Origin of the sequence: Lentilitoribacter sp. Alg239-R112, from assembly GCF_900537175.1 — a bacterium.
Lineage (GTDB): Bacteria > Pseudomonadota > Alphaproteobacteria > Rhizobiales > Rhizobiaceae > Lentilitoribacter.
The window spans coordinates 1,560,778-1,580,224 of the sequence record NZ_LS999833.1; the positions used below are offsets into that span (position 1 = coordinate 1,560,778).

21 protein-coding genes and 1 tRNA gene are annotated in these 19,447 nt (G+C 43.9%); 10 read left to right on the forward strand and 12 right to left on the reverse strand.

Features of this window, described 5'->3' with window-relative positions; translation table 11 throughout:
• Positions 1-174: 174 nt before the first annotated feature.
• A complete protein-coding gene (locus G3W54_RS07915; RefSeq protein ID WP_162652541.1) occupies positions 175-390 on the forward strand; it encodes a hypothetical protein in 216 nt (71 codons plus the stop codon).
• Between the two features lie 117 nt (positions 391-507).
• On the opposite strand, the gene G3W54_RS07920 is transcribed toward G3W54_RS07915, so the two are convergent.
• A tRNA-Ser gene (locus G3W54_RS07920) sits at positions 508-597 on the reverse strand.
• A 196-nt stretch (positions 598-793) separates the two neighbouring features.
• Here G3W54_RS07920 and G3W54_RS07925 point away from each other — a divergent pair.
• Positions 794-1,261, forward strand: coding sequence for an NUDIX domain-containing protein (locus G3W54_RS07925; RefSeq protein ID WP_197742804.1), 468 nt, complete (start codon positions 794-796; stop codon positions 1,259-1,261).
• On the opposite strand, the gene G3W54_RS07930 is transcribed toward G3W54_RS07925, so the two are convergent.
• The 7 genes from G3W54_RS07930 to G3W54_RS07960 all read right to left on the reverse strand — a co-directional run bounded on the left by G3W54_RS07930 (position 1,200) and on the right by G3W54_RS07960 (position 7,619).
• Complete coding sequence (locus tag G3W54_RS07930) at positions 1,200-2,693, reverse strand: inorganic phosphate transporter (protein ID WP_162652542.1); 1,494 nt, start codon at positions 2,691-2,693, stop codon at positions 1,200-1,202. The two genes, G3W54_RS07925 and G3W54_RS07930, sit on opposite strands and share 62 nt — an antisense overlap.
• A 112-nt stretch (positions 2,694-2,805) precedes the next feature.
• Positions 2,806-4,131 (reverse strand): TolC family outer membrane protein, encoded by a 1,326-nt coding sequence (locus G3W54_RS07935; RefSeq protein ID WP_162652543.1) that lies wholly within the window; start codon positions 4,129-4,131, stop codon positions 2,806-2,808.
• 189 nt (positions 4,132-4,320) lie between these two features.
• Positions 4,321-4,953: a 5'-methylthioadenosine/S-adenosylhomocysteine nucleosidase gene (locus tag G3W54_RS07940; protein ID WP_162652544.1), complete on the reverse strand. Its 633-nt coding sequence runs from the start codon at positions 4,951-4,953 to the stop codon at positions 4,321-4,323.
• A gap of 19 nt (positions 4,954-4,972) precedes the next feature.
• On the reverse strand, positions 4,973-5,662 hold the full coding sequence (locus G3W54_RS07945) for a type 1 glutamine amidotransferase (RefSeq protein ID WP_162652545.1): 690 nt from the start codon (positions 5,660-5,662) through the stop codon (positions 4,973-4,975).
• Between the two features lie 36 nt (positions 5,663-5,698).
• Entirely contained in the window at positions 5,699-7,189 is a 1,491-nt protein-coding gene (locus tag G3W54_RS07950; RefSeq protein WP_162652546.1) for an AMP nucleosidase, read from the reverse strand.
• A gap of 71 nt (positions 7,190-7,260) precedes the next feature.
• Positions 7,261-7,431 (reverse strand): hypothetical protein, encoded by a 171-nt coding sequence (locus G3W54_RS07955; RefSeq protein WP_162652547.1) that lies wholly within the window; start codon positions 7,429-7,431, stop codon positions 7,261-7,263.
• Positions 7,428-7,619, reverse strand: coding sequence for a hypothetical protein (locus G3W54_RS07960; RefSeq protein WP_162652548.1), 192 nt, complete (start codon positions 7,617-7,619; stop codon positions 7,428-7,430). The genes G3W54_RS07955 and G3W54_RS07960 overlap by 4 nt, the downstream gene beginning before the upstream one ends.
• Before the next feature lie 565 nt (positions 7,620-8,184).
• On the opposite strand from G3W54_RS07960, the gene G3W54_RS07965 reads away from it, so the two are divergent.
• Together G3W54_RS07965 and G3W54_RS07970 are read left to right on the forward strand one after the other, a co-directional pair.
• The gene (locus tag G3W54_RS07965) at positions 8,185-8,451 is read left to right on the forward strand and encodes a sel1 repeat family protein (protein WP_162652549.1); all 267 of its coding nucleotides are present in this window, start codon (positions 8,185-8,187) and stop codon (positions 8,449-8,451) included.
• 202 nt (positions 8,452-8,653) lie between these two features.
• Positions 8,654-9,619, forward strand: coding sequence for an AEC family transporter (locus G3W54_RS07970; RefSeq protein WP_162652550.1), 966 nt, complete (start codon positions 8,654-8,656; stop codon positions 9,617-9,619).
• 2 nt (positions 9,620-9,621) lie between these two features.
• Here G3W54_RS07970 and G3W54_RS07975 read toward each other — a convergent pair whose 3' ends face one another.
• Positions 9,622-11,268: an electron transfer flavoprotein-ubiquinone oxidoreductase gene (locus tag G3W54_RS07975; RefSeq protein WP_162652551.1), complete on the reverse strand. Its 1,647-nt coding sequence runs from the start codon at positions 11,266-11,268 to the stop codon at positions 9,622-9,624.
• 262 nt (positions 11,269-11,530) lie between these two features.
• Between G3W54_RS07975 and G3W54_RS07980 the strand changes: the two genes are divergently transcribed.
• The 6 genes from G3W54_RS07980 (at position 11,531) to G3W54_RS08005 (ending at position 16,894) form a co-directional block, all read left to right on the forward strand.
• The gene (locus G3W54_RS07980) at positions 11,531-11,809 is read left to right on the forward strand and encodes an acyl carrier protein (RefSeq protein WP_162652552.1); all 279 of its coding nucleotides are present in this window, start codon (positions 11,531-11,533) and stop codon (positions 11,807-11,809) included.
• Between the two features lie 32 nt (positions 11,810-11,841).
• Positions 11,842-12,318 carry a 3-hydroxyacyl-ACP dehydratase FabZ family protein gene (locus tag G3W54_RS07985; RefSeq protein WP_162652553.1) on the forward strand — a complete coding sequence of 159 codons (477 nt, stop codon included), beginning with the start codon at positions 11,842-11,844 and terminating at the stop codon, positions 12,316-12,318.
• A gap of 15 nt (positions 12,319-12,333) precedes the next feature.
• The gene (locus G3W54_RS07990) at positions 12,334-13,542 is read left to right on the forward strand and encodes a beta-ketoacyl-ACP synthase (RefSeq protein ID WP_162652554.1); all 1,209 of its coding nucleotides are present in this window, start codon (positions 12,334-12,336) and stop codon (positions 13,540-13,542) included.
• 10 nt (positions 13,543-13,552) lie between these two features.
• Positions 13,553-14,839, forward strand: coding sequence for a beta-ketoacyl-ACP synthase (locus G3W54_RS07995; protein ID WP_162652555.1), 1,287 nt, complete (start codon positions 13,553-13,555; stop codon positions 14,837-14,839).
• A gap of 62 nt (positions 14,840-14,901) precedes the next feature.
• Positions 14,902-15,927 carry a zinc-binding dehydrogenase gene (locus G3W54_RS08000; RefSeq protein WP_162652556.1) on the forward strand — a complete coding sequence of 342 codons (1,026 nt, stop codon included), beginning with the start codon at positions 14,902-14,904 and terminating at the stop codon, positions 15,925-15,927.
• Between the two features lie 19 nt (positions 15,928-15,946).
• On the forward strand, positions 15,947-16,894 hold the full coding sequence (locus G3W54_RS08005) for a lipid A biosynthesis lauroyl acyltransferase (protein WP_256366911.1): 948 nt from the start codon (positions 15,947-15,949) through the stop codon (positions 16,892-16,894).
• 65 nt (positions 16,895-16,959) lie between these two features.
• On the opposite strand, the gene G3W54_RS08010 is transcribed toward G3W54_RS08005, so the two are convergent.
• The 3 genes from G3W54_RS08010 to G3W54_RS08020 all read right to left on the reverse strand — a co-directional run bounded on the left by G3W54_RS08010 (position 16,960) and on the right by G3W54_RS08020 (position 19,446).
• Positions 16,960-17,385 carry a L,D-transpeptidase gene (locus G3W54_RS08010; protein ID WP_162652557.1) on the reverse strand — a complete coding sequence of 142 codons (426 nt, stop codon included), beginning with the start codon at positions 17,383-17,385 and terminating at the stop codon, positions 16,960-16,962.
• Between the two features lie 82 nt (positions 17,386-17,467).
• Positions 17,468-18,457: an adenosylcobinamide-phosphate synthase CbiB gene (cbiB, locus tag G3W54_RS08015; protein ID WP_162652558.1), complete on the reverse strand. Its 990-nt coding sequence runs from the start codon at positions 18,455-18,457 to the stop codon at positions 17,468-17,470.
• Positions 18,454-19,446: a threonine-phosphate decarboxylase gene (locus G3W54_RS08020; protein ID WP_162652559.1), complete on the reverse strand. Its 993-nt coding sequence runs from the start codon at positions 19,444-19,446 to the stop codon at positions 18,454-18,456. The genes cbiB and G3W54_RS08020 overlap by 4 nt, the downstream gene beginning before the upstream one ends.
• Between the last annotated feature and the right edge of the window lies 1 nt (position 19,447).

Genomic DNA, 19,447 nt, shown 5'->3' on the forward strand with positions numbered 1-19,447 from the left:
TTTCTGTATCTGTTTCAACCTATCAGAGTTCGGATGAGGTGCAAATCGAGAGGTTAGCTCTTCTTCGCGCAATAAAGAATCTGACGTACTTTGCAAGAGATTTTTCGATGGCCAACCTATGTATCTCACTTTTCGCAACTGTTGTGATAAATGCAGCCAATACGGGGAGAAAATATGGAATTCAACTTAATCATCCTATTCGTCGGATTTGTTGTCGGCTCTCGCATCATAGGTGGTGCTATCTATTCTGGTCTCGCATGTGTTGCTGATACCATTAAGGACAATCATGAGCAAACGAACACCCGATATAATATGCCTCGCGCGGATAAGTGCTCCAAAGGTTCTGTTTTGGCGTTCTGCCGAGAACATGTTCAAGGTTCTTGGATATAGCGTTGAAATCGAAAACCAATATGTCGGTGAGCTAGATACATAACTAAGTCCGAGCACGTGAGTGGTACAATCCCACACCGAGGTTCTAAAAGCTATGTAGAATCAATAGACGTAAAATGGCGGAGAGGAAGGGATTCGAACCCTCGATACCATTCCTGGTATACTCCCTTAGCAGGGGAGCGCCTTCGACCACTCGGCCACCTCTCCGGTAAACTGGTTTCTAATGATTTTTAGAGCTTTGGCAATAGGTGAACGGCATTGCGGAAGCAAAAAGTCTGTTTTTTCTTAATTCGCGTAAAATATACGAATAGATAAATGTGTCACTCTCAATTTTGCATCGGTTCAAATGATAGTTATGCTTATGGGAATTGATTCGAGCAATTTGACAACATAGAGGAATATTATGCACAGGGTTGGAGTTCTACCATTCGACATTTTTGAAAACGAAATGGCGATGCTCTTTATCACATCTAAAACACGAGGACGATGGATCCCACCAAAGGGTCGCGCCAAAGATGGTGAAAGCCATGAGGATGTCTGCCATAGAGAAGCATTCGAAGAAGCCGGCATTAACGGAACTGTCCTATCTGATTTTCCAATTACTGTTGTCATTAGCCGAACCAAGAATGGTGTGATCGAAAAGATACCAGTGACCTATTATCCGTTCTTAGTGGAATCACAGTCCAATGCTTGGCCAGAAAAAGACGAACGCGAAAGACACTGGGTAACGATGAAGGACGTGCAGAGGTTTGCTGACCGCAAAGATTTTTACAATCTTCTTGCCCAATTTGAAGAATTGACCCCTTGGATTAAAACAGCCGCGTTATTGCATAAATCAGAGCAGCCAAAAGCGCAGAAGCAGGCACAGTAACAACCCAAGCAGCAGCAATGGACAGCACAAAACGGCGGCGAACTAACCTTCGCTTACGTTGAGCTTTGGAATTAACAATAGCATCCTCCGCTGTATCACTCAGGATGATATCTGCGCCATATTTGCGTCTTGCCGGATGCTCGGTATATTCGCGCAAAAATCCAACACCAAATACAGCACCCACCGCAATGTGTGTGGAGCTAACTGGTAAACCAAGTGCGGATGCTATCAAAACCGTAATGGCAGACGATAATGCAACACAATATGCGCGCGGTGAATTCAATCGCGTTATTTTCTCACCAACAATACCGATTAACTTGGGACCAAAAAGGCCGAGCCCCAGGGCAATACCAAAAGCTCCAACAACCATCACCCAAGTAGGAATGGACACTTGGCTGGAAAATTCAGCGCCCTCACCTATAGTAGAAACAATCGCCGCCAACGGTCCAACAGCATTTGCCACATCGTTTGCGCCATGCGCGAAAGATAAAAATGCAACACCAATAATCAACGGCAGATCAAACAATCCATTGATATCTTTTTTCTTGTTTTGTAGTTTTGAGATCTTCTTTAAAATATATGGTCGTGAAGCCAGGAGAGCAAGAACAAACCCTATGAGGGCATAAATAGCGATTTCGGCAATTGAGGGCTTCCAGATCTTTTTAAGACCTTTCATAGCCATGTAAGCAACAAATGCGGCGGCCATAATACCGATTAATACGGGAACCCACGTTTTGGCTGCGGCTAACCGATCTGACACGTTAAGTATATTCACCTTGATGAATAGCAACAACGCAGCAGCGACCGCAGCACCAAAAACTGGCGAAATGACCCAGCTCGCAGCTATAGCAGACATCGTACTCCAATTAACCAAGCCAACACCAGCTGCGGCGATCCCTGCCCCTAAGACGCCACCCACAATCGAATGAGTGGTCGAAACAGGAGCACCAACAAATGTCGCCAGGTTGATCCAAACAGCAGCTGCAAGAAGCGCGCTAAGCATCAAATATCTAAAATCAATGACACTTATATTATCGCCTGGTGTAATAATCCCCTTAGATACTGTTTTAACAACATCACCACCAGCCAATAAGGCGCCTGCACTCTCGCACACAGCTGCAATAACGATGGCCCAGAATACAGTGAGCACCTTGCCCCCAACCGCGGGGCCCATATTATTGGCGACATCATTTGCTCCGATATTGATGGCCATATAACCGCCAATGACGGCAGCTATAACGATTAACAACGGCTCTTCTGATATGCCTGTTAGCCGCGTGCCAGCAAAAATAGCTATAAACGCAAGAAATATAACTGATATGCCAATAGGGATAATGACACTGCGAAGGCGCAAAGCCGTAGATTGGGTATAATCCAATCTCCTTAGATCATTTACATATCGATGGTCAGGATTTTTTTTATTATCAGTCATGCGCATCTCCCCAAGTACAACAGCGGGTACCCTAAACAGCATAATTTTGGGAGAAAAAACGGATCAAAACTGATCATACTTGTTAATAGCCTGTGGAAAAGAGACTATTCAATCACTTAGTCACGGTTCTTAAACCAAACCACTTGTCTTCGACTTGCTTAAAATGGGCTTCAGGATTGTATCTTTTCGCATTCAGATTTAACCCATTAGCAGTCAACTGGCCTGTTGTATAAAGAATATTATACGCAGCAACAATTGTATTACGTTGGGATTGTGCCAAAGCTTCTCTTGCACTTAAAACACTGGCTTGGGCATTTAGAACATCTAGCGTTGTGCGCTGACCAACTTTCCGCTCTTCTATTACACCAGACAAAGCCAAGCGGGCTGCTCTAACTTCTGCATTTCCAGCCTCTATGGAAGCTTTGGAGGAATTAAAGCTTACCCAGGCATCGATAACAATTTGCTCAACTTGGCGACGAACAGAATCAAGCCTGATACGCGCTTCGCCCAATCTTTCCTTTGATTGTCTTACACCAGCTGCATTTGCGCCACCACCATAGATCGGTATGGTTAAGCGAGCGCCAATTTGCGCACTCGTCACACCGCCATCAGCTTCCGTTAAAGCACCAGTGAGATTTACTCCGGGCAAAAGGGCACTTTGAGCGACATTTACATCAAATTCTGAAGCATCGATAAAGTGCTTGGCAGAAGCAAGTGCAGGATGGTTCTGCATACTTAAACCAAGAGCCAAATTCAAATTCTTAGGTATAAACTTGATCGGTATTTTGGGCACTTTTAACTTTGCGGGCTTAAGCCCGACAATTTGCTTATAAACCGCACGAGAAGACCGCAAATTTGTCCTGGCTGCGGTAAGCTGCGCTTGTGCAGCCGCCAGCTGCGCCTGTGCCTGCGCTACATCGGTACGCGTACCTTCACCAGCATTCAGACGTGCTTTTGACGCATTTAGCTGTTCAGCAAGAAAATCAAGGTTCTGTCTGCGAATACTCGATATTTGCTGATTAAGAAGAACGTCAACATAAGCTTGCACACCGCCTATCAAAACATCCATCTCTGTGGATTTAAGGGTTGCACGACCAGCCAAAATTCGAGAGTTCGCCGCCAAAATGCTATTCTTGGTTTTAAAACCATCAAACAATGCCTGCTTAACCGTCAATGAAACCTGGGCTGTCTTTGAAACCGTATTATTTGTATCAGAATATGTAGCTCTTGCCTCAGCCGCTACATTCGGACGACGACCAGCTTTGGCGATTGCTATACTCTCATCAGTCGCGCGTAATCCTGCACGGGCAGCTTCAATATCTGGATTAGACTCATAAGCACGCGTAAGTGCGCCATACAAGGTTTCTGCATGGCTAGCCGCGGGCAAAGCCAATAATGAAAAAATGCAGAAAAATAGAAATCTTATCGACGCTGACAACAACAACACTCCACGCAAAGGCGGCAATCCCGCTTACAGAAATTTCATTAGACTATAAATGATGCGCATTAAACCTAATCACAAGGGTAAAACAGATATCAACAGGAAAAGGACTTTATAAGTGGCGCTTGCGCAACAGCTAACAACTCATAGAAGCAACGATCATGAACGAAAGTTAGGCTAATCCAGTTAAAGAATTTCACCTGACATTATCACTTTGAACAACTTTTCGACCGTTTGGGCAAGTTTTTGATCAATAGTATCAAGATATTCTGTCCAATCAGTCAGTTTTTTCAGCTCCTCTTTCCCATCTGAAATTCCTCGCAGGGCCACCATAGGAACATCAAATTTCATACAGCTGCGCAGGATTGCAAACGATTCCATATCTACCATCTCAGCATCAATATCTTTGTATGCATCCCCCGAGACGATGTTAGCACCAGTGGATAATCTCGCGGTGGGTACACCAGGAATTAGGAATGGAAGCGCGTTTTCAACTGGCAGGTCTAAAAAGGGAGTTTTACCTTTTTCAAAACCAAGGGGGGAAGCGTCCATATCCCGATAGGAAACACTTGTCGCTTGATAGACTTCCGCTTGTTTCAAAATAGACGATCCCGCAGAGCCAAGCGAAACCAATACATCCGGCAAGTCATTCCTTAGTGATAACTCTGCTAATGCATGGGTAACCTCAACGGCAGATTCTACAGGACCTACGCCGCACATTAGCGGACTAAAGATTTGCTTAAGCTGCGTCCCATATTCTGGCTCAGCAGCCATAACGAATAAAATAGACTTGGTTCCAACTTGTTTAAGAGCATACATAGTAAATCCGTATCTGGAATTATTTTTTAGTTTGCGATGTCAACATATCAACTATTTGAGACGTAATAGTGCTTACGTCCATCATTGGTTCCAAACTTGCTCGAGCAGTTGCAATTTGATGAGACGCAAGCAAGTCAGCTTTTACGTCGAGCAAGTCGAGGATAAATTCAGCGTCCATTTCTGGATGCCCCTGAAATGACAGCCCCCTTTCCCCATATGAAAGCGCCGCACACGCACAAAAGTCCGACGTCAAGATTAATGTAGAATCAGCAGGAGCTGCAAGTACTTGATCTTGGTGAAAGGCGTTTATTGGAAAGATTTTGCCATCAAAGTCTCGATATTCTTGTCTGCCTAATGCCCAACCATCTTTAAATTTTTCAACTTTACCACCGAGCGCCTGCGCCATTACCTGATGGCCAAAACAGATCCCAACAACGGGCTTGATTGCCACAAAGCAATCTCGGACGAATTGTTCTAGTTCTGATATCCAGGTGAGCTTTTCATAAACGCCATGTTGCGAGCCTGTGATTAAATAAGAATCCGCCGCATGCACACTTATTGGAAACCTGCCACGATTGACCTCATAAACATCGAATTCAAAACCTTGCCCATCCAGCATTGTTTTGAACAGGTCTGCATTTGAACGATATTTTGCAGCAATCGCCTCACCTTGGTCGCCGGTTTGAAGAAGCCCAACCCTTACAGACATATTTTCACATTTCTATTTGGATTCATCTGACAAAAATTATTGAAACGGTGTTTCAGCAAAGCTACGAAGTTTACGAGAGTGCAGCCGTTCCGGTGGCATATCTGCCAACATCTCCATAGCTCGAATACCAATTTTTAAATGCTGATTGACCTGCGTTTTATAAAACTCGGTTGCCATTCCGGGCATCTTCAGTTCACCATGCAATGGTTTGTCAGAAACACACAATAAGGTTCCATAAGGTACTCGAAACCTAAATCCGTTGGCTGCAATCGTCGCCGACTCCATATCAAGAGCAACAGCACGAGATTGAGATAAACGCTGAACAGGCCCCTTTTGATCTCGAAGTTCCCAGTTCCTGTTATCAATTGTCGCTACTGTTCCAGTCCGCATGATACGTTTAAGGTCATAACCGTCATACCCGGTCACTTCCTCAACAGCATCTTGCAATGCAACCTGAATTTCCGCCAATGCAGGAATTGGAACCGACAGCGGCAAATCCGAATCTAGAACATGATCTTCACGTACATAGGCATGAGCCAGCACATAGTCACCCAACTGCTGACTATTACGTAATCCTGCGCAATGCCCAAGCATCAACCATGCATGAGGGCGCAAAACCGCAATATGATCGGTGATTGTCTTCGCGTTTGATGGCCCCACACCAATATTGACCATCGTTATACCGCCATGCCCTGACTTTGTCAGGTGATAGGCTGGCATCTGGGGCAATTTTACTTGCTTGTCAGAATTAGTATTTGACGTATTTGGGTATGTGGTAATATTTCCCGGCTCGACAAAACTATCATAGCCCCCCGTCCCATTTGCCATCATGTTTTTGGCATAATTGCAAAATTCATCGATGTAAAACTGGTAATTCGTAAACAAAACGAAATTTTGGAAATGGTCTGGATGAGTAGCTGTATAGTGAGCTAGTCTGGCCAGAGAATAATCTACACGTTGAGCGGTAAATGGTGCAAGAGGTTTCGGCTCGCCTGGCTCTGGCTCAAACGTGCCATTGACAATGGAATCATCCATTGTAGCCAACTCAGGCGTATCAAAATGATCCCGCAAGGAAAGCTTAAACTCCTCGCCCTTAGACGAACTTACGCTGGTTTCGCTGGTAATTGCGAAATGCAGAGGGATCGGAACATGCGATTCCCCGATCACAAACACAACATCATGGTTCTCTTGAATGATTTCTAGTTGTGCAGTCAAATAAGATCGAAATAGCGTGGGATCAGTTATTGTCGCACTGTAAACGCCTGGCGACGAAAAATGCCCAAATGAAAGCCGCGGATCAGTTTGGCCAAATGTATGACAGCTGATGCAAATTTCAGGATAATAAGCGCGATAAAATTTACGAACGCTGGGAACAAAATTCTCAAAAGCATCTTGAATAAACTCTACATTCTTGTTGTAGAGCCTCTCCAATGCAGCAACGGCATCTTTTGGACTGCGAAATTCTTGAGCTTCTTCGCGTTGTGGTGAAAGTATATTGTCAGAATTGGTGTGTAAATGTGTATCCATGTGACCTTATAGCGGAATAACGGTGACAGGAAAATAACAGAATTCATCTCAGTGTCTTTTTTCACAATAGATTATGCACCGCGTTGAATACTTTTAATAAGAACAAATCCAATGGCGTTGCTATCGTCGCCAAAACCACGGTCTTGACTAAGAGCCATTGCACAAAGCGGTCCAGTTAAAACCGCCATCAAAAGAGAAACTCTAAAAACAATAGAAAAAGTTTGTTTAGCTGGCGTTCTCATTGTTCTATTCCGTTCACATCTTGAATGTTGCAAATTGGTTCTTTTCCTGAAACACAGACGAACAGTTCGCCAGATAGGTATGGTCGGCGCAAAATTTGTTGCTCGCGAACCTGCCAGACAAAAAACATTGCAAACACGGTCAGTGCCAGTCCGATTATTGTGAAGCGCTGCGCCAGAACTATTGTCATTTTCGAAAGCCCCTCATCCGATTGATATTCTTGTTTCGATGATTGAGAAGATAGATGACTGAAACTGAACAAAATCTGAGATACCCATTCATGTTCGGTTCAGTTTCGTTAACAGGCTGATGATCAACGTCGGATTTATTGGCAAAAAGGCAAAACAAGACCCCAAGGTGGATAATCAAATCACACCAATTTTCAGGACAATTTTAGTAAAACTGTATTTTGTCTTCGGAATCTTTGGTTACTCAAAGGTTGAAATTCATTCATGAATCAATCGTAAATTTTGATCGAAATTCGCGCATTCTGAGTGACTCTGATGTTTAACAAAATGACAAATTTACGAAATATTTTCATTTTGTTTATCCGAAATTAATCATGCAATTTAACAGCATTTTCAAAGTATTCCGACATTCTAACAACCATCAAACAAGCGTTGAAAAACAGCGCGACAAGGACACTAAGTCCACATAAATGACAGGCGTAATGCTCCTCAAGAGCAACAGGGAAAATTCCGGAAAACCGGACAATATAAAGCTCCGCAAAGGAGCAAATGACAGGGATAAGTAAAATGGCACGTTTTGAAATGGCAGAAGTAAATAATGTAATAGCAGGCGGTGAGGCACCAGCCGATATCCTTTGCGATATGGGCCTTATGTATGCAACAGGTCGTAATTGCGAACTTGATATGATCACAGCACATAAATGGCTAAACATTGCTGCCATCAAAGGCTCGGAACGTGCGGCGGACCTTCGCGCAGAACTATCAAATACAATGACTAAAGCAGACCTCGCAAAAGCGCTTCGTCAAGCCCGCGAGTGGATGACGATGCACTAGGTCTAACCTAAGAATAAGCCAGGGGACGGCTAATTAAAGCTCGTGATCAGATGACATAAATCTGACACGGGCTTTTTAATTAAATGCTTATCCCTCTTCCTGTTTTTGATTGCCGGCCCTATGCTGCATCAAGTGTAAATTCATTTGCCCTTTTTAGGTGATAACTATAATTTCAATGAAACTTACGCTCGAAAGCGACTAAATGCCAGCATATACTGAAACCATTATCTATATATTCGCATTGATCGCACTGGGATATATATCGGTTGCCTTTAGTTACTTTAAAGCAGAAGTCAGTGATAATCTGACCGCTTTTATCTACAAAGTAGGTGTTCCACTTTTACTTTTCAAAAATACACTTTATGCAGATTTTCAAAGTGGAACTGTGATCCAGCTTTGGTCAGTTTATTTTGGTTCAGCGGCTTGTATTTGGGCTATCTCTCACCTCACAATTCAAAAAGCATTTAGGCGAGATGCGCGCGCAGGTGTCGTTGCTGGTGTAACTGGCGCATTTTCAAACAGCGTGCTTGTCGGGATACCGTTTGTCAGTGGCGTCTATGGTGAGGATGGTATGGCGGTTTTGTCTAAAATTCTGACAATACATCTGCCGGTCATGCTCGCCGCTACAATTATACAAATCGAATGGGCAAGCCGACGTGATGGGGCGGCGGATGGTGCTATCAACTTTATTCAACTACTTAAAAACTTCATTCGTCAATTATTGTCAAACCCGTTGGTAATTGGTGTTCTCGCCGGATTTACAGCAAAAATCATTGGTTTCTATCCTCCATCAGTTGCCAATTTGCTTATAGATAACATCAGCGCAACCGTAGGCCCCATAGCTTTATTTGCACTTGGCATGGCTGTTAGCCGCTATGGCATCGCTGGACAAATCGCACCTGCTTTATCGCTTGTATTCATCAAACTGATGCTCATGCCAGCTTTTGTTTTATGCGTAGCAATTTTAGTTGGAATGCCTGATTTTACAACGAAAGTTGCAGTTTCGATTGCTGGATTACCAGCAGGAATAAATGCATGGGTTGTCTCTCAACAATTTGGTACAGGGCAACGACTAGCCGCCACATCAATAACAATAGGTACCGGCGCAGCCATAATCTCTACAAGCCTATGGCTGCTCATCACAAATACAGTGCTGCAACTATTATAGAGCTACATGTTCGGGTAAAGAGGTCCCTCGCCACCCTGCGGCACAGTCCAATTAATATTTTGATTAGGATCTTTTATGTCGCAAGTTTTGCAATGCACGCAATTCTGGGAATTAATCACAAAATTTTGCTGATTATCTTCCTCCACCCACTCATAGACACCCGCAGGACAATATCTATTAGACGGGCCTGCAAACATCGCAAGTTCAGATGATTTCTGCAAATCAGCATCTCCAAGCTTCAAGTGAACAGGCTGATCTTCTTCGTGGTTTGTATTTGACAAAAACACCGATGAAAGCCGATCAAATGTCAAAACACCATCTGGTTTCGGATAGGTAATTTCCTTATGCTGATCTGCTGGCTCTAAACATGCATGGTCTGGCTTCCCGTGTTTCATCGTGCCAAATGGTGACCACCCAATGAGGCTGTTAAGCCACATATCCAAGCCACCAAGACCAACGCCAATGATCGTACCAAACTTTGACCAAAGTGGTTTTACGTTTCTAACACGTTTGAGATCCTTGCCTATCTCGGTTGATCGCCATTCATTTTCATACTCAATGATCTCGTCTTGCGCGCGCCCCGCAGCTAAAGCCGCAGCAACCTTCTCCGCAGCTTGCATGCCCGAAAGCACAGCATTATGAGAGCCTTTGATACGTGGCACATTTACCAATCCAGCAGAACATCCGATCAACGCACCACCTGGGAACGTGAGTTTAGGCACAGATTGCCAGCCACCCTCGGTTATGGCACGAGCGCCATAAGATAATCGCTTACCACCCTCAAAAGCTGCCGCAATCGTCGGATGAGTTTTAAAGCGTTGAAATTCTTCAAATGGAGAAATCCAAGGGTTTTTGTAATTGAGATGAAGTACAAATCCTACAGCCACTAGATTATCTTCAAGATGGTAAAGAAACGAACCGCCCCCTGTTTTCATATCCAACGGCCAGCCAAATGAATGCTGAACAAGGCCCTTTCGGTGATTTTCGGGTTTAACTTCCCAAAGTTCTTTAATACCAATACCAAATTTCTGAGGTTCTTTATCTTTATCAAGTTCAAACTTGTTAATGATCTGCTTCGCCAACGATCCTCGAACGCCTTCACCAATAAGCACATACTTCCCAAGCAGCTCCATACCCACTTCATGATTTGGGCCAGGTTGACCGTCCTTACCGATGCCCATATCACCCGTTGCAACGCCAATTACCGCGCCATCATCGTTATACAACACCTCGGCGGCGGCAAACCCGGGATAGACTTCAACGCCCAGCGCTTCAGCCTTCTCACCCAACCAACGACACACATTACCCAATGAAACTATGTAGTTTCCGTGGTTACTCATCAAAGAGGGCATCATAATATTGGGTAGACGTACTGATCCTGCCGGTCCTAGCACCAGAAAATGATCATCTTTTACTTCTGTTTTAAAAGGATGATTTGCGTCATCCCGCCAATTCGGCAGCAACTTATCAATGCCAACCGGATCAACAACAGCACCAGAAAGAATGTGAGCACCAACTTCCGCACCCTTTTCCAGAACAACTACGGACAAATTTTCGTCAAGTTGCTTCAATCGAATAGCAGCAGAAAGTCCCGCAGGTCCCGCGCCAACGATAACTACATCAAATTCCATACTTTCACGTTCTGACATTCAATCCTCCAAATCGCACTCATAAAAGTGGTATTTGAGTCAATCTCAACCCACTCATTGAACTACCCTTACCAAGTGTTTAGGAGAATTTGAAAAGCCTTGTAAAGAAATATAACCTCTGGTCTGCAAATAATTACAAATCTGGTCCACAAAAAGTCACAAATTATGGCCAATAACATTGAATACAAGAATTAATCGTTGGCTTTTTGTGCGCACTTGATTATAGGTTCGCCGAAACAATAAATTTATGAGGTCCTAAACCGTGTCTGAAACATTTGACAAAGTTGCCGATATTATCGCTGATACGAGTGAACTTGATCGCGACACAATTCTACCGGAAAGCAATACCGTTGATGACTTGGGAATCGACAGCTTAGATTTCCTTGATATCGTTTTTGCGATTGATAAAGAATTCGGTATTAAAACGCCATTGGAAAAATGGACTCAAGACATCAATGACGGCAATGCAAATGCGGAAGATTATTTCGTATTGAAAAATCTTTGCGCAAAAATTGATGAACTTAGAGCTGCCAAGGGCTAATTAAAGCCCCAACAATTGGCGGACGACAACATATGCAATTAGAATACTTCCAAATGCTTGACCACGTTGAGGCTATAGACCTTAGCGCGAAAACTATAAGCATGCGCTCAACCGTGCCAAAAGAAAGCCCTGTTTTTGAAGGGCATTTCCCAGGTTTGCCTTTAGTGCCAGGCGTTTTACTCATAGAAACTATGGCACAATCAGTCGGTCTATTGGTTATCGCTGTCACAGACTTCAAGATCATGCCATTTTTAATGTCTGTTGATAATGCAAAAATGCGCATGTTTGTCGAGCCGGAAACAGTTTTGGATATCAAAGCTCAGATCGAGCATGAAGGTTCAGGGTTTATCGTCGCAAAGACATCAATCACAACGGCGGGTAAAAGAGTATGCAATGCGCAACTCAAATTTAAAACAAGATCCTTTGAAGAACTGCCATTTCTTGATAATGTTCTTGGCAGCGCAGAAAAATTGGGCCTACACGAAGCCATCGCAGCCCAGCAAACATAGTGAAGGAAGCCTCAAATGGCTCACAGAGCGGCTCAGAATACTGATGTTGTGGTCACGGGCATTGGTCTCGTAACGTCACTTGGTGTGGGTGTCAAAGCTCACGAGAATATTTTGACATCATCGACTAAGATTGATCCTGTAATCGATACAGAGATCCTCTCTCCCTACGCCGTTCACAAGCTTCCTGAAATTGACTGGACGGAACAAATTCCCCGTAAAGGTGATCAACGTCAAATGGGAAACTGGCAAAGGCTTGGTGTATTTGCAGCAGGTTTGGCTCTAGATGACGCTGGCCTTAAGGAGGATGCAGATGCCGTAGGGTCAATGGATATGATTGTTTGCGCAGGCGGCGGCGAACGCGATGTTGAAGTCGACTCAATGATCGTTGAAGGCGCTCGGGAAACAAATAATGTCGATGAATTGCTAAACGAAAAACTTGGTACCGAAATTCGCCCGACGCTTTTTCTTGCCCAGCTATCAAACTTGATGGCAGGAAACATTTCAATCGTTCATAAAGTAACCGGTTCGTCTCGCACCTTTATGGGCGAAGAAGGTTCAGGCGTTTCTGCCATTGAAACAGCCCATGCCCGAATTAAACACGGACAATCAACCCATTGCTTAGTTGGTGGTGCTTTCGTTGCAGAACGGGAAGATGTACTTTTCATATTTGAAGCAATAAATGAGCTCGAAAAGACACCTATTCGTCCATTTTGGCAACGCAAAGGCGAACAGGGTGGAATTGCACTTGGAACAGCCGGAGCATTTCTTATTCTGGAATCTCGCGAACACGCAGAAGCACGTGGCGCGAAAATTTATGCTCAGCTTGATAATGTTGCCGGTGATTGTGGTCCACGTAATGACAAAGCGCTGCAATCTCGCATAGATTATCTTTGTGAGAGTACCCAAGCGACAAATGATACTGAAACACTCGTAATATCTGGCGCGTCAGGGGCGAGAGAAATTTCGAATCAAGAACGGACATTACTTGATCAAAAATTTGCTGATTCGACCGTTAGAACCAGTAGCGCTTTATTTGGCCACACAGTTGAGGCACAATTCCCTCTAGGCATTGCTTTGGCAGCGGTTGGGCTCAGCAATGATGAAAAGCTTGGTAAATTTGCAGACGAGTTAGATCAAGATATGCAAAATCCTCCCCAGAAAGCCGTTGTTACCGGATTTGGACATCGCCGCTCTGAGGGCATCGCCACACTTTCAAAGGCTTAGGTAGAATAATATGACATCATCAGCATTTAAAGATCACCTTGGCAGACCAATTGTTGTCGTTACAGGAATGGGTGTCGTCACATCATTGGGGCAAGGTGTTGATGAAAACTGGACAAAATTGACTGAAGGTCAATCTGGCATACATCCGATAAAACGTTTCTCCACCCATGAGCTATCCACGCATATTTGTGGGAGTATCGATTTTATCAACATTGAAGAAGATAATATTGTCAATCGTTCCCATAAGCTTGCAGAGACTGCAACCATGGAAGCTGTGGCAGATTCTGGTATCAATGGGGATTTTAATGGACCTCTTTTTCTAGCCGGCCCACCCGCCGAACCAGATTGGCAGCAGCGCTTTGACTTGGCTAACCAGGTGCCAATCGAAAAGCGCGAAGGTTCAGCCTATCGCCAATTACTGAACCTCTTACAAGATAAACCAAATGAAAAGCTGCATGATTCAGCCCAGTATGGCGCTATATCAGAGCGACTTGCTGCAAAATTCGGTACACGTGGATTGCCAATCACTCTATCAACTGCGTGTGCATCCGGTGTAACAGCTATTCAGCTGGGTGTTGAAGCCATTCATCAAGGTCGTACAGACCGTGCGCTTTCTGTGGCTACAGATGGTTCAATTAATGCAGAACAACTCATACGCTTCTCGCTATTGTCAGCTTTATCTACGCAGAATGATCCGCCAGAAAAGGCTTCAAAACCTTTCTCTAAAGATAGAGATGGCTTCGTAATTGCCGAAGGTGCAGCGACACTAGTTTTGGAATCATTAGAAGCCGCGACAAATCGCGGAGCCAAAATCTATGGCGTTATTAAAGGGTGTGGCGAAAAAGCTGATCATTTTCATAGAACCCGCTCATCACCAGATGCAGCACCTGCAATTTCAGCAATAAAAGCGACACTAGCCGATGCTGGTGTTGATTGTTCAGATGTCGATTATGTGAACGCGCACGGCACCTCTACACCTGAGAACGATAAGATGGAATATCTAGCACTTTCGACAGTGTTTGGTGATAATATGGCCTCGACTCCGGTTTCATCTAACAAATCAATGGTTGGCCATACGCTCACATCTGCTGGCGCAGTAGAAGCAGTATTTTCAGTTATGACAATCAAATCTGGCACCCTTCCGCCAACGATCAATTATGATAATCCTGATCCTGCAATTCCATTGGACACAGTGCCAAACGTAAAGCGCAACATGCCAGTTACCACTGTTCTTTCAAATTCTTTTGGATTTGGTGGACAAAATGCATGTCTTGTCATCAGCGCCAATCCCGCTTAAAGATTTGCGACACGCTTTTTGGCGTAACATTATAATAAGAATCAAATATTCAAGGAAAGCTGATGCGCGCACTGCAACTTGTTGAAGACCGCAAACTGGAAATTGTTGATCTACCTGAACCTGAAGCACCAGGTATCGGAGAAGTTCAACTTTCCATAAAAGCTGTTGCACTCAACCATATTGATGTTTGGGGATGGCGCGGCATGGCATTTGCAAAGCGCAAGATGCCACTGGTCATTGGCGCAGAGGCTGCAGGCATTGTTGAGGCGGTAGGACCAGGAACCTCAGGTCTAGTGCCTGGTCAAATTGTATCTATCTACGGCGCACGTACGTGTGGGCGCTGCAAAAATTGTCAGGAAGGTCGCGATAATCTTTGCACAGAAGTCGGTGGCGTTCACGGCTTCCACCTTGATGGGTTTGCACAAGAGCGGGTAAATTATCCCGCACGATTGCTCGTCCCTGCCCCACCAAATGTCGATGCCGTAAGCGCAGCTCTTGCACCTGTCACATTTGGCACAGTTGAACATATGCTCTTTGATAACGCGAAACTCCAACCAGGCGAAACCATTCTCATTCATGCTGGTGGTTCAGGCATTGGATCCGCGGCTATTCAGCTAGCCAAAAAAATGGGCTGCACGGTTATCACAACGGTCGGCTCTGATGACAAAATTGAAAAGGCCAAAGCACTTGGTGCTGATCACGTCATTAACTACCGCGAAGACCGCTTCGAAGGCCGAGTGCGCAAAATCACTAAAAAGAAGGGTGTTGATGTCGTTTTCGAACATGTTGGCAAAGATACCTGGGCTGGCTCCATGTTTAGCCTTAAAAAAGGTGGCCGGCTGGTCACCTGCGGCTCAACATCAGGTGTTTCTACCGAGACCAATCTCATGATGCTGTTCCAGCAGCAATTACGCCTCATTGGTTCTTTTGGTTGCCGCATGGAAAACATGAACAATGCCATGATCAAAATGTCACAAGGCCTTGTATCGCCAGTCATCGACACTGAGATTGACATGGAAAACATCCAAACTGCGCTTGAGCGTATGGAAGGACGAAAAGTGTTCGGCAAAATTATCCTGAAACTGTAAATAGTTCGAACTGAGATTAGTGTTGCAACAAACACCCAGCAAATTTTCTATAAAGCTATATAATATAGCAACAAATATCCGCTATAGACTTGAGGCGAGTGTCGCAATTTCGATGCTCAATCTTGCGCGCTTGCTACCCGTTCAGACAGCACTAAGCTTTATGGACAAAATTACAGGATTTGTTGGTCCAAGAACCAGCCGGCAAAAACTTGCCTTGAAAAATGTTGCCCTTGCATTTCCGGAGAAATCTGAGGAAGAACGGGAAGAAATAGTCTCCCAAATGTGGTCAAACATGTCTCGCTTGGGTGCGGAATACATATTTTTAGACAAAATCTCGAAATATGATCCTGAAAATCCAGACAATGGTAATATTGAAGTTATCGGCACTGATATTTTCTTAGATTTAATGGAAAATCCCAGACCATTCATTGTTTTTACAATGCACGCTGGGAATTTTGAACTCCTACCAATCGTTTCACAAAAATATGGCCTGTCCGTCAGCGCGTTATTTCGCCCGCCAAACAATCCATATATTGCTAAGAAGATTTTTTCAGCTCGCGGTGCCCATGTTGATGACTTAGTGCCCTCAACTGCTGGCGCTGCTTGGACATTGGCTCATAAACTGGACCAAAATGGCGGCGTAGGTATGCTGGTTGATCAAAAGTTCGATAAACGAGGTGCTGACACGACTTTTTTTGGGCACAAGGTTCGAACCAATCCGCTTCTGGCTAAACTTGCACGTCAATATGAATGCGATGTTTTCCCGGCAAGATGCATCAGATTACCGGAAGGGCGGTTTCGCATCGAGCTTGAACCGGCAATCGATATCCCCAAAAACGCCGATGGTGTCGTTGACATTAACGCCACCTGCCAATTGCTAAATGACAAAGTTGAAGATTGGGTGAGAGAGTATCCCGGTCAATGGCAATGGTTCCATGATCGCTGGAATATAAAACATACGCTTTGATTGTATATTAAGCCCAAAAAAAGAGGGCAAAGTGCCCTCTTCTAAAACCAATAACTAAAACCCGTTTAGTGCTTGATGACCACACGCGTATTACTTAAGCCCGCTTTCTCTACCAATCTGTAAAATTTTGATGCATTTTTTGGGTGTAATCGAATACAGCCGTGCGATGCTGGTCGACCCAAATTTTTAATTGCATTTGTAGCATGTACTGCATAACCACCGTTAAAAAATACAGCAAACGGCATTGGCGCATTGTTATATTTTCGAGATTTATGGTGTCTGGAAAGCCATTTAGCACTCCATTGACCCGTAGGTGTACGGTAGCCCTTTCGACCACTGGAAATCTTCCATTTGTACTTCACTTTACCATACTGTTTGACGATCATCGTTTGTGAAGAAATATCAACGCGCGCTTCAAGTCGTGCTGCACTGGCCTGCACTGTCGAAAATACAAACATTACAAATGCAAATATCATAAGAACATTTTTCATTCGGCACTCCCCCAGAGAGATTAAAAGATCACCTCTTTTACGTGAAAAATGACTTAGTGCACAGCCAAAAGGTTGAGAATGGTTAAAACGAATGATTAATGGTGATGAGTATGACAACAACAAATGCCTCTATCAAACACGCAGTCAAAAATACAATTTTAGCCAATTCAACATCGATAAATGTTAGTTTTTTCCGACCAGTAGCGTTCATAAATGCGTCATCAACTTTGTATTCTGAATAGGTTCTAGGGCCAGCAAGTGCAATATCTAAAGCCCCTGCCATTGCAGATTCTGGCCAGCCAGCATTTGGAGATCTGTGATGTTTTGCATCTTTCAGAACTACTTTGACAACAGACATAGGGGGTTTCGTTCTTGCGCCAAGGCCGGAAGCAAAAATAATGAATAATGCGGATAAACGCGCAGGAAACCAATTAACAAGATCATCCACTTTTGCACTTGCCCATCCAAAATCCTGATATTTTTCAGTCATGTGCCCAAGCATACTATCAGCTGTATTGATCATTTTGTAAGCAAACAAACCGGGCAACCCAAAGATTGCATACCAAAATATTGGAGCAACCACACCGTCTGAAAAGTTTTCCGACATGCTTTCAATGGCAGCGCGAGAAATAGAAGATTCATCAAGTTGAGCTGTATCGCGGCCTACAATCATTGAAACAGCGTTCCTAGCGCCATTGATATCTCCATTTCTTAATGGAGTGATAATCCGTTCCACATGATCAGACATGCTTTTTTGCGCAATGAAGATGGCCACGATGATAACTTCCAGCACGTGTCCCAGAAATCCAATATTGGATAAAATTGCTGTAAATAATAGGCCTAAAATTACAGCGATTGCCACGAGCATGGCAATCGCCATTATACCTGTGAACTTTTTATGAGCCTGAGAGAGAAGGTTAGAATTGAAACGTTTATCCATATATCCGGTAATTTGACCAAACCAAACGATAGGATGTGTATACTTCCGCCAGATCCAGTCTGGATCCCCCACAAGCATGTCCAAAATAGTTGCGCAAAACAGGATAATGAAATGCCATTCCGACAGCATCATACCTGAAACCCATTTAAAGCGTTCAGCAAACGAATATCTTCGCCCTGATCAGGCGTAAGCCCTATCCTCATCCAGCTGGAATTATAATTAAATATGCGGGTCAGAATTTTTTGCTCCTTCAAATGAACATCCAGTGCTTTTGCATTTGAGTGTTCTATGAGAAAAAACAACTTATTCTCACCAATAATTGTTAGCTTAGACTGTTTTAGGATCTCGCCCATCTGCTTGTGACGGATTAAGGTTTTCTGATTAAGTTCGTTTACAATATCAGGATATGTAAAAATATGTTCTGCAATAGCCAGTGCCGGACCTGTAACCGCCCATGGGCCAAGATATGTTGCAAATTTTATTCGAACATCAAACGATGAAAACACAAACCCAAGCCGGATACCTGCCAAGCCAAAGAATTTCCCTACCGAACGAAGTATAATAATATTATCTGCTCTACCTTGAACATTAAGAAGACTATTATGATCATCAAACTCCATAAAAGCCTCATCAACGACCAAATATCCATTACGCTTAGATAGTTGTACGGCGAGTTCTTGCAATTCCTGTGAGGTATATAGCCTGCCATCAGGATTGTTAGGATTGGCCAATATCACTGACGATACATCATCAATAATCTTAATATCTGAAAGCGACTTGTAGGCTCTATGATTACGCAAAAACGAATTTGCATATTCACCATATGTTGGCTCGACAATCCCCACCTCACCATCCAATATCTTTGACAGATGCTGGATGGCAAACTGCGAGCCCGGTACAGCCAGGCAATTATATTTCGTTTGATAAAACTCCTGCGCTTGCCCCTCAAGACGCTCGACATGCAAAGGATCTGGTAGGCGTCGCCAGACATCTTTATGGAACGTAGGTAGATCAATAGTAAACGGGCTTACGCCTGTTGAAAGATCGAGCCAATCTTCTTGAGTGCCACCAAATTCCTCAATGACTTTGAGTAAATTTCCACCGTGTTGAATATGCTCCATA

What these genes read in the sequence shown, in the direction of transcription:
- G3W54_RS08010 (WP_162652557.1), bottom strand. Translation starts at nt 17,385, where the DNA reads ATGAAAAATGTTCTTATGATATTTGCATTTGTAATGTTTGTATTTTCG.
- cbiB (WP_162652558.1), bottom strand. Translation starts at nt 18,457, where the DNA reads ATGATGCTGTCGGAATGGCATTTCATTATCCTGTTTTGCGCAACTATT.
- G3W54_RS08020 (WP_162652559.1), bottom strand. Translation starts at nt 19,446, where the DNA reads ATGGAGCATATTCAACACGGTGGAAATTTACTCAAAGTCATTGAGGAA.
- G3W54_RS07955 (WP_162652547.1), bottom strand. Translation starts at nt 7,431, where the DNA reads ATGAGAACGCCAGCTAAACAAACTTTTTCTATTGTTTTTAGAGTTTCT.
- G3W54_RS07925 (WP_197742804.1), top strand. Translation starts at nt 794, where the DNA reads ATGCACAGGGTTGGAGTTCTACCATTCGACATTTTTGAAAACGAAATG.
- G3W54_RS07945 (WP_162652545.1), bottom strand. Translation starts at nt 5,662, where the DNA reads ATGTCTGTAAGGGTTGGGCTTCTTCAAACCGGCGACCAAGGTGAGGCG.
- G3W54_RS07995 (WP_162652555.1), top strand. Translation starts at nt 13,553, where the DNA reads ATGACATCATCAGCATTTAAAGATCACCTTGGCAGACCAATTGTTGTC.
- G3W54_RS08000 (WP_162652556.1), top strand. Translation starts at nt 14,902, where the DNA reads ATGCGCGCACTGCAACTTGTTGAAGACCGCAAACTGGAAATTGTTGAT.
- G3W54_RS07985 (WP_162652553.1), top strand. Translation starts at nt 11,842, where the DNA reads ATGCAATTAGAATACTTCCAAATGCTTGACCACGTTGAGGCTATAGAC.
- G3W54_RS07950 (WP_162652546.1), bottom strand. Translation starts at nt 7,189, where the DNA reads ATGGATACACATTTACACACCAATTCTGACAATATACTTTCACCACAA.
- G3W54_RS07960 (WP_162652548.1), bottom strand. Translation starts at nt 7,619, where the DNA reads ATGACAATAGTTCTGGCGCAGCGCTTCACAATAATCGGACTGGCACTG.
- G3W54_RS07930 (WP_162652542.1), bottom strand. Translation starts at nt 2,693, where the DNA reads ATGACTGATAATAAAAAAAATCCTGACCATCGATATGTAAATGATCTA.
- G3W54_RS07975 (WP_162652551.1), bottom strand. Translation starts at nt 11,268, where the DNA reads ATGTCAGAACGTGAAAGTATGGAATTTGATGTAGTTATCGTTGGCGCG.
- G3W54_RS07965 (WP_162652549.1), top strand. Translation starts at nt 8,185, where the DNA reads ATGGCACGTTTTGAAATGGCAGAAGTAAATAATGTAATAGCAGGCGGT.
- G3W54_RS07915 (WP_162652541.1), top strand. Translation starts at nt 175, where the DNA reads ATGGAATTCAACTTAATCATCCTATTCGTCGGATTTGTTGTCGGCTCT.
- G3W54_RS07970 (WP_162652550.1), top strand. Translation starts at nt 8,654, where the DNA reads ATGCCAGCATATACTGAAACCATTATCTATATATTCGCATTGATCGCA.
- G3W54_RS07990 (WP_162652554.1), top strand. Translation starts at nt 12,334, where the DNA reads ATGGCTCACAGAGCGGCTCAGAATACTGATGTTGTGGTCACGGGCATT.
- G3W54_RS07940 (WP_162652544.1), bottom strand. Translation starts at nt 4,953, where the DNA reads ATGTATGCTCTTAAACAAGTTGGAACCAAGTCTATTTTATTCGTTATG.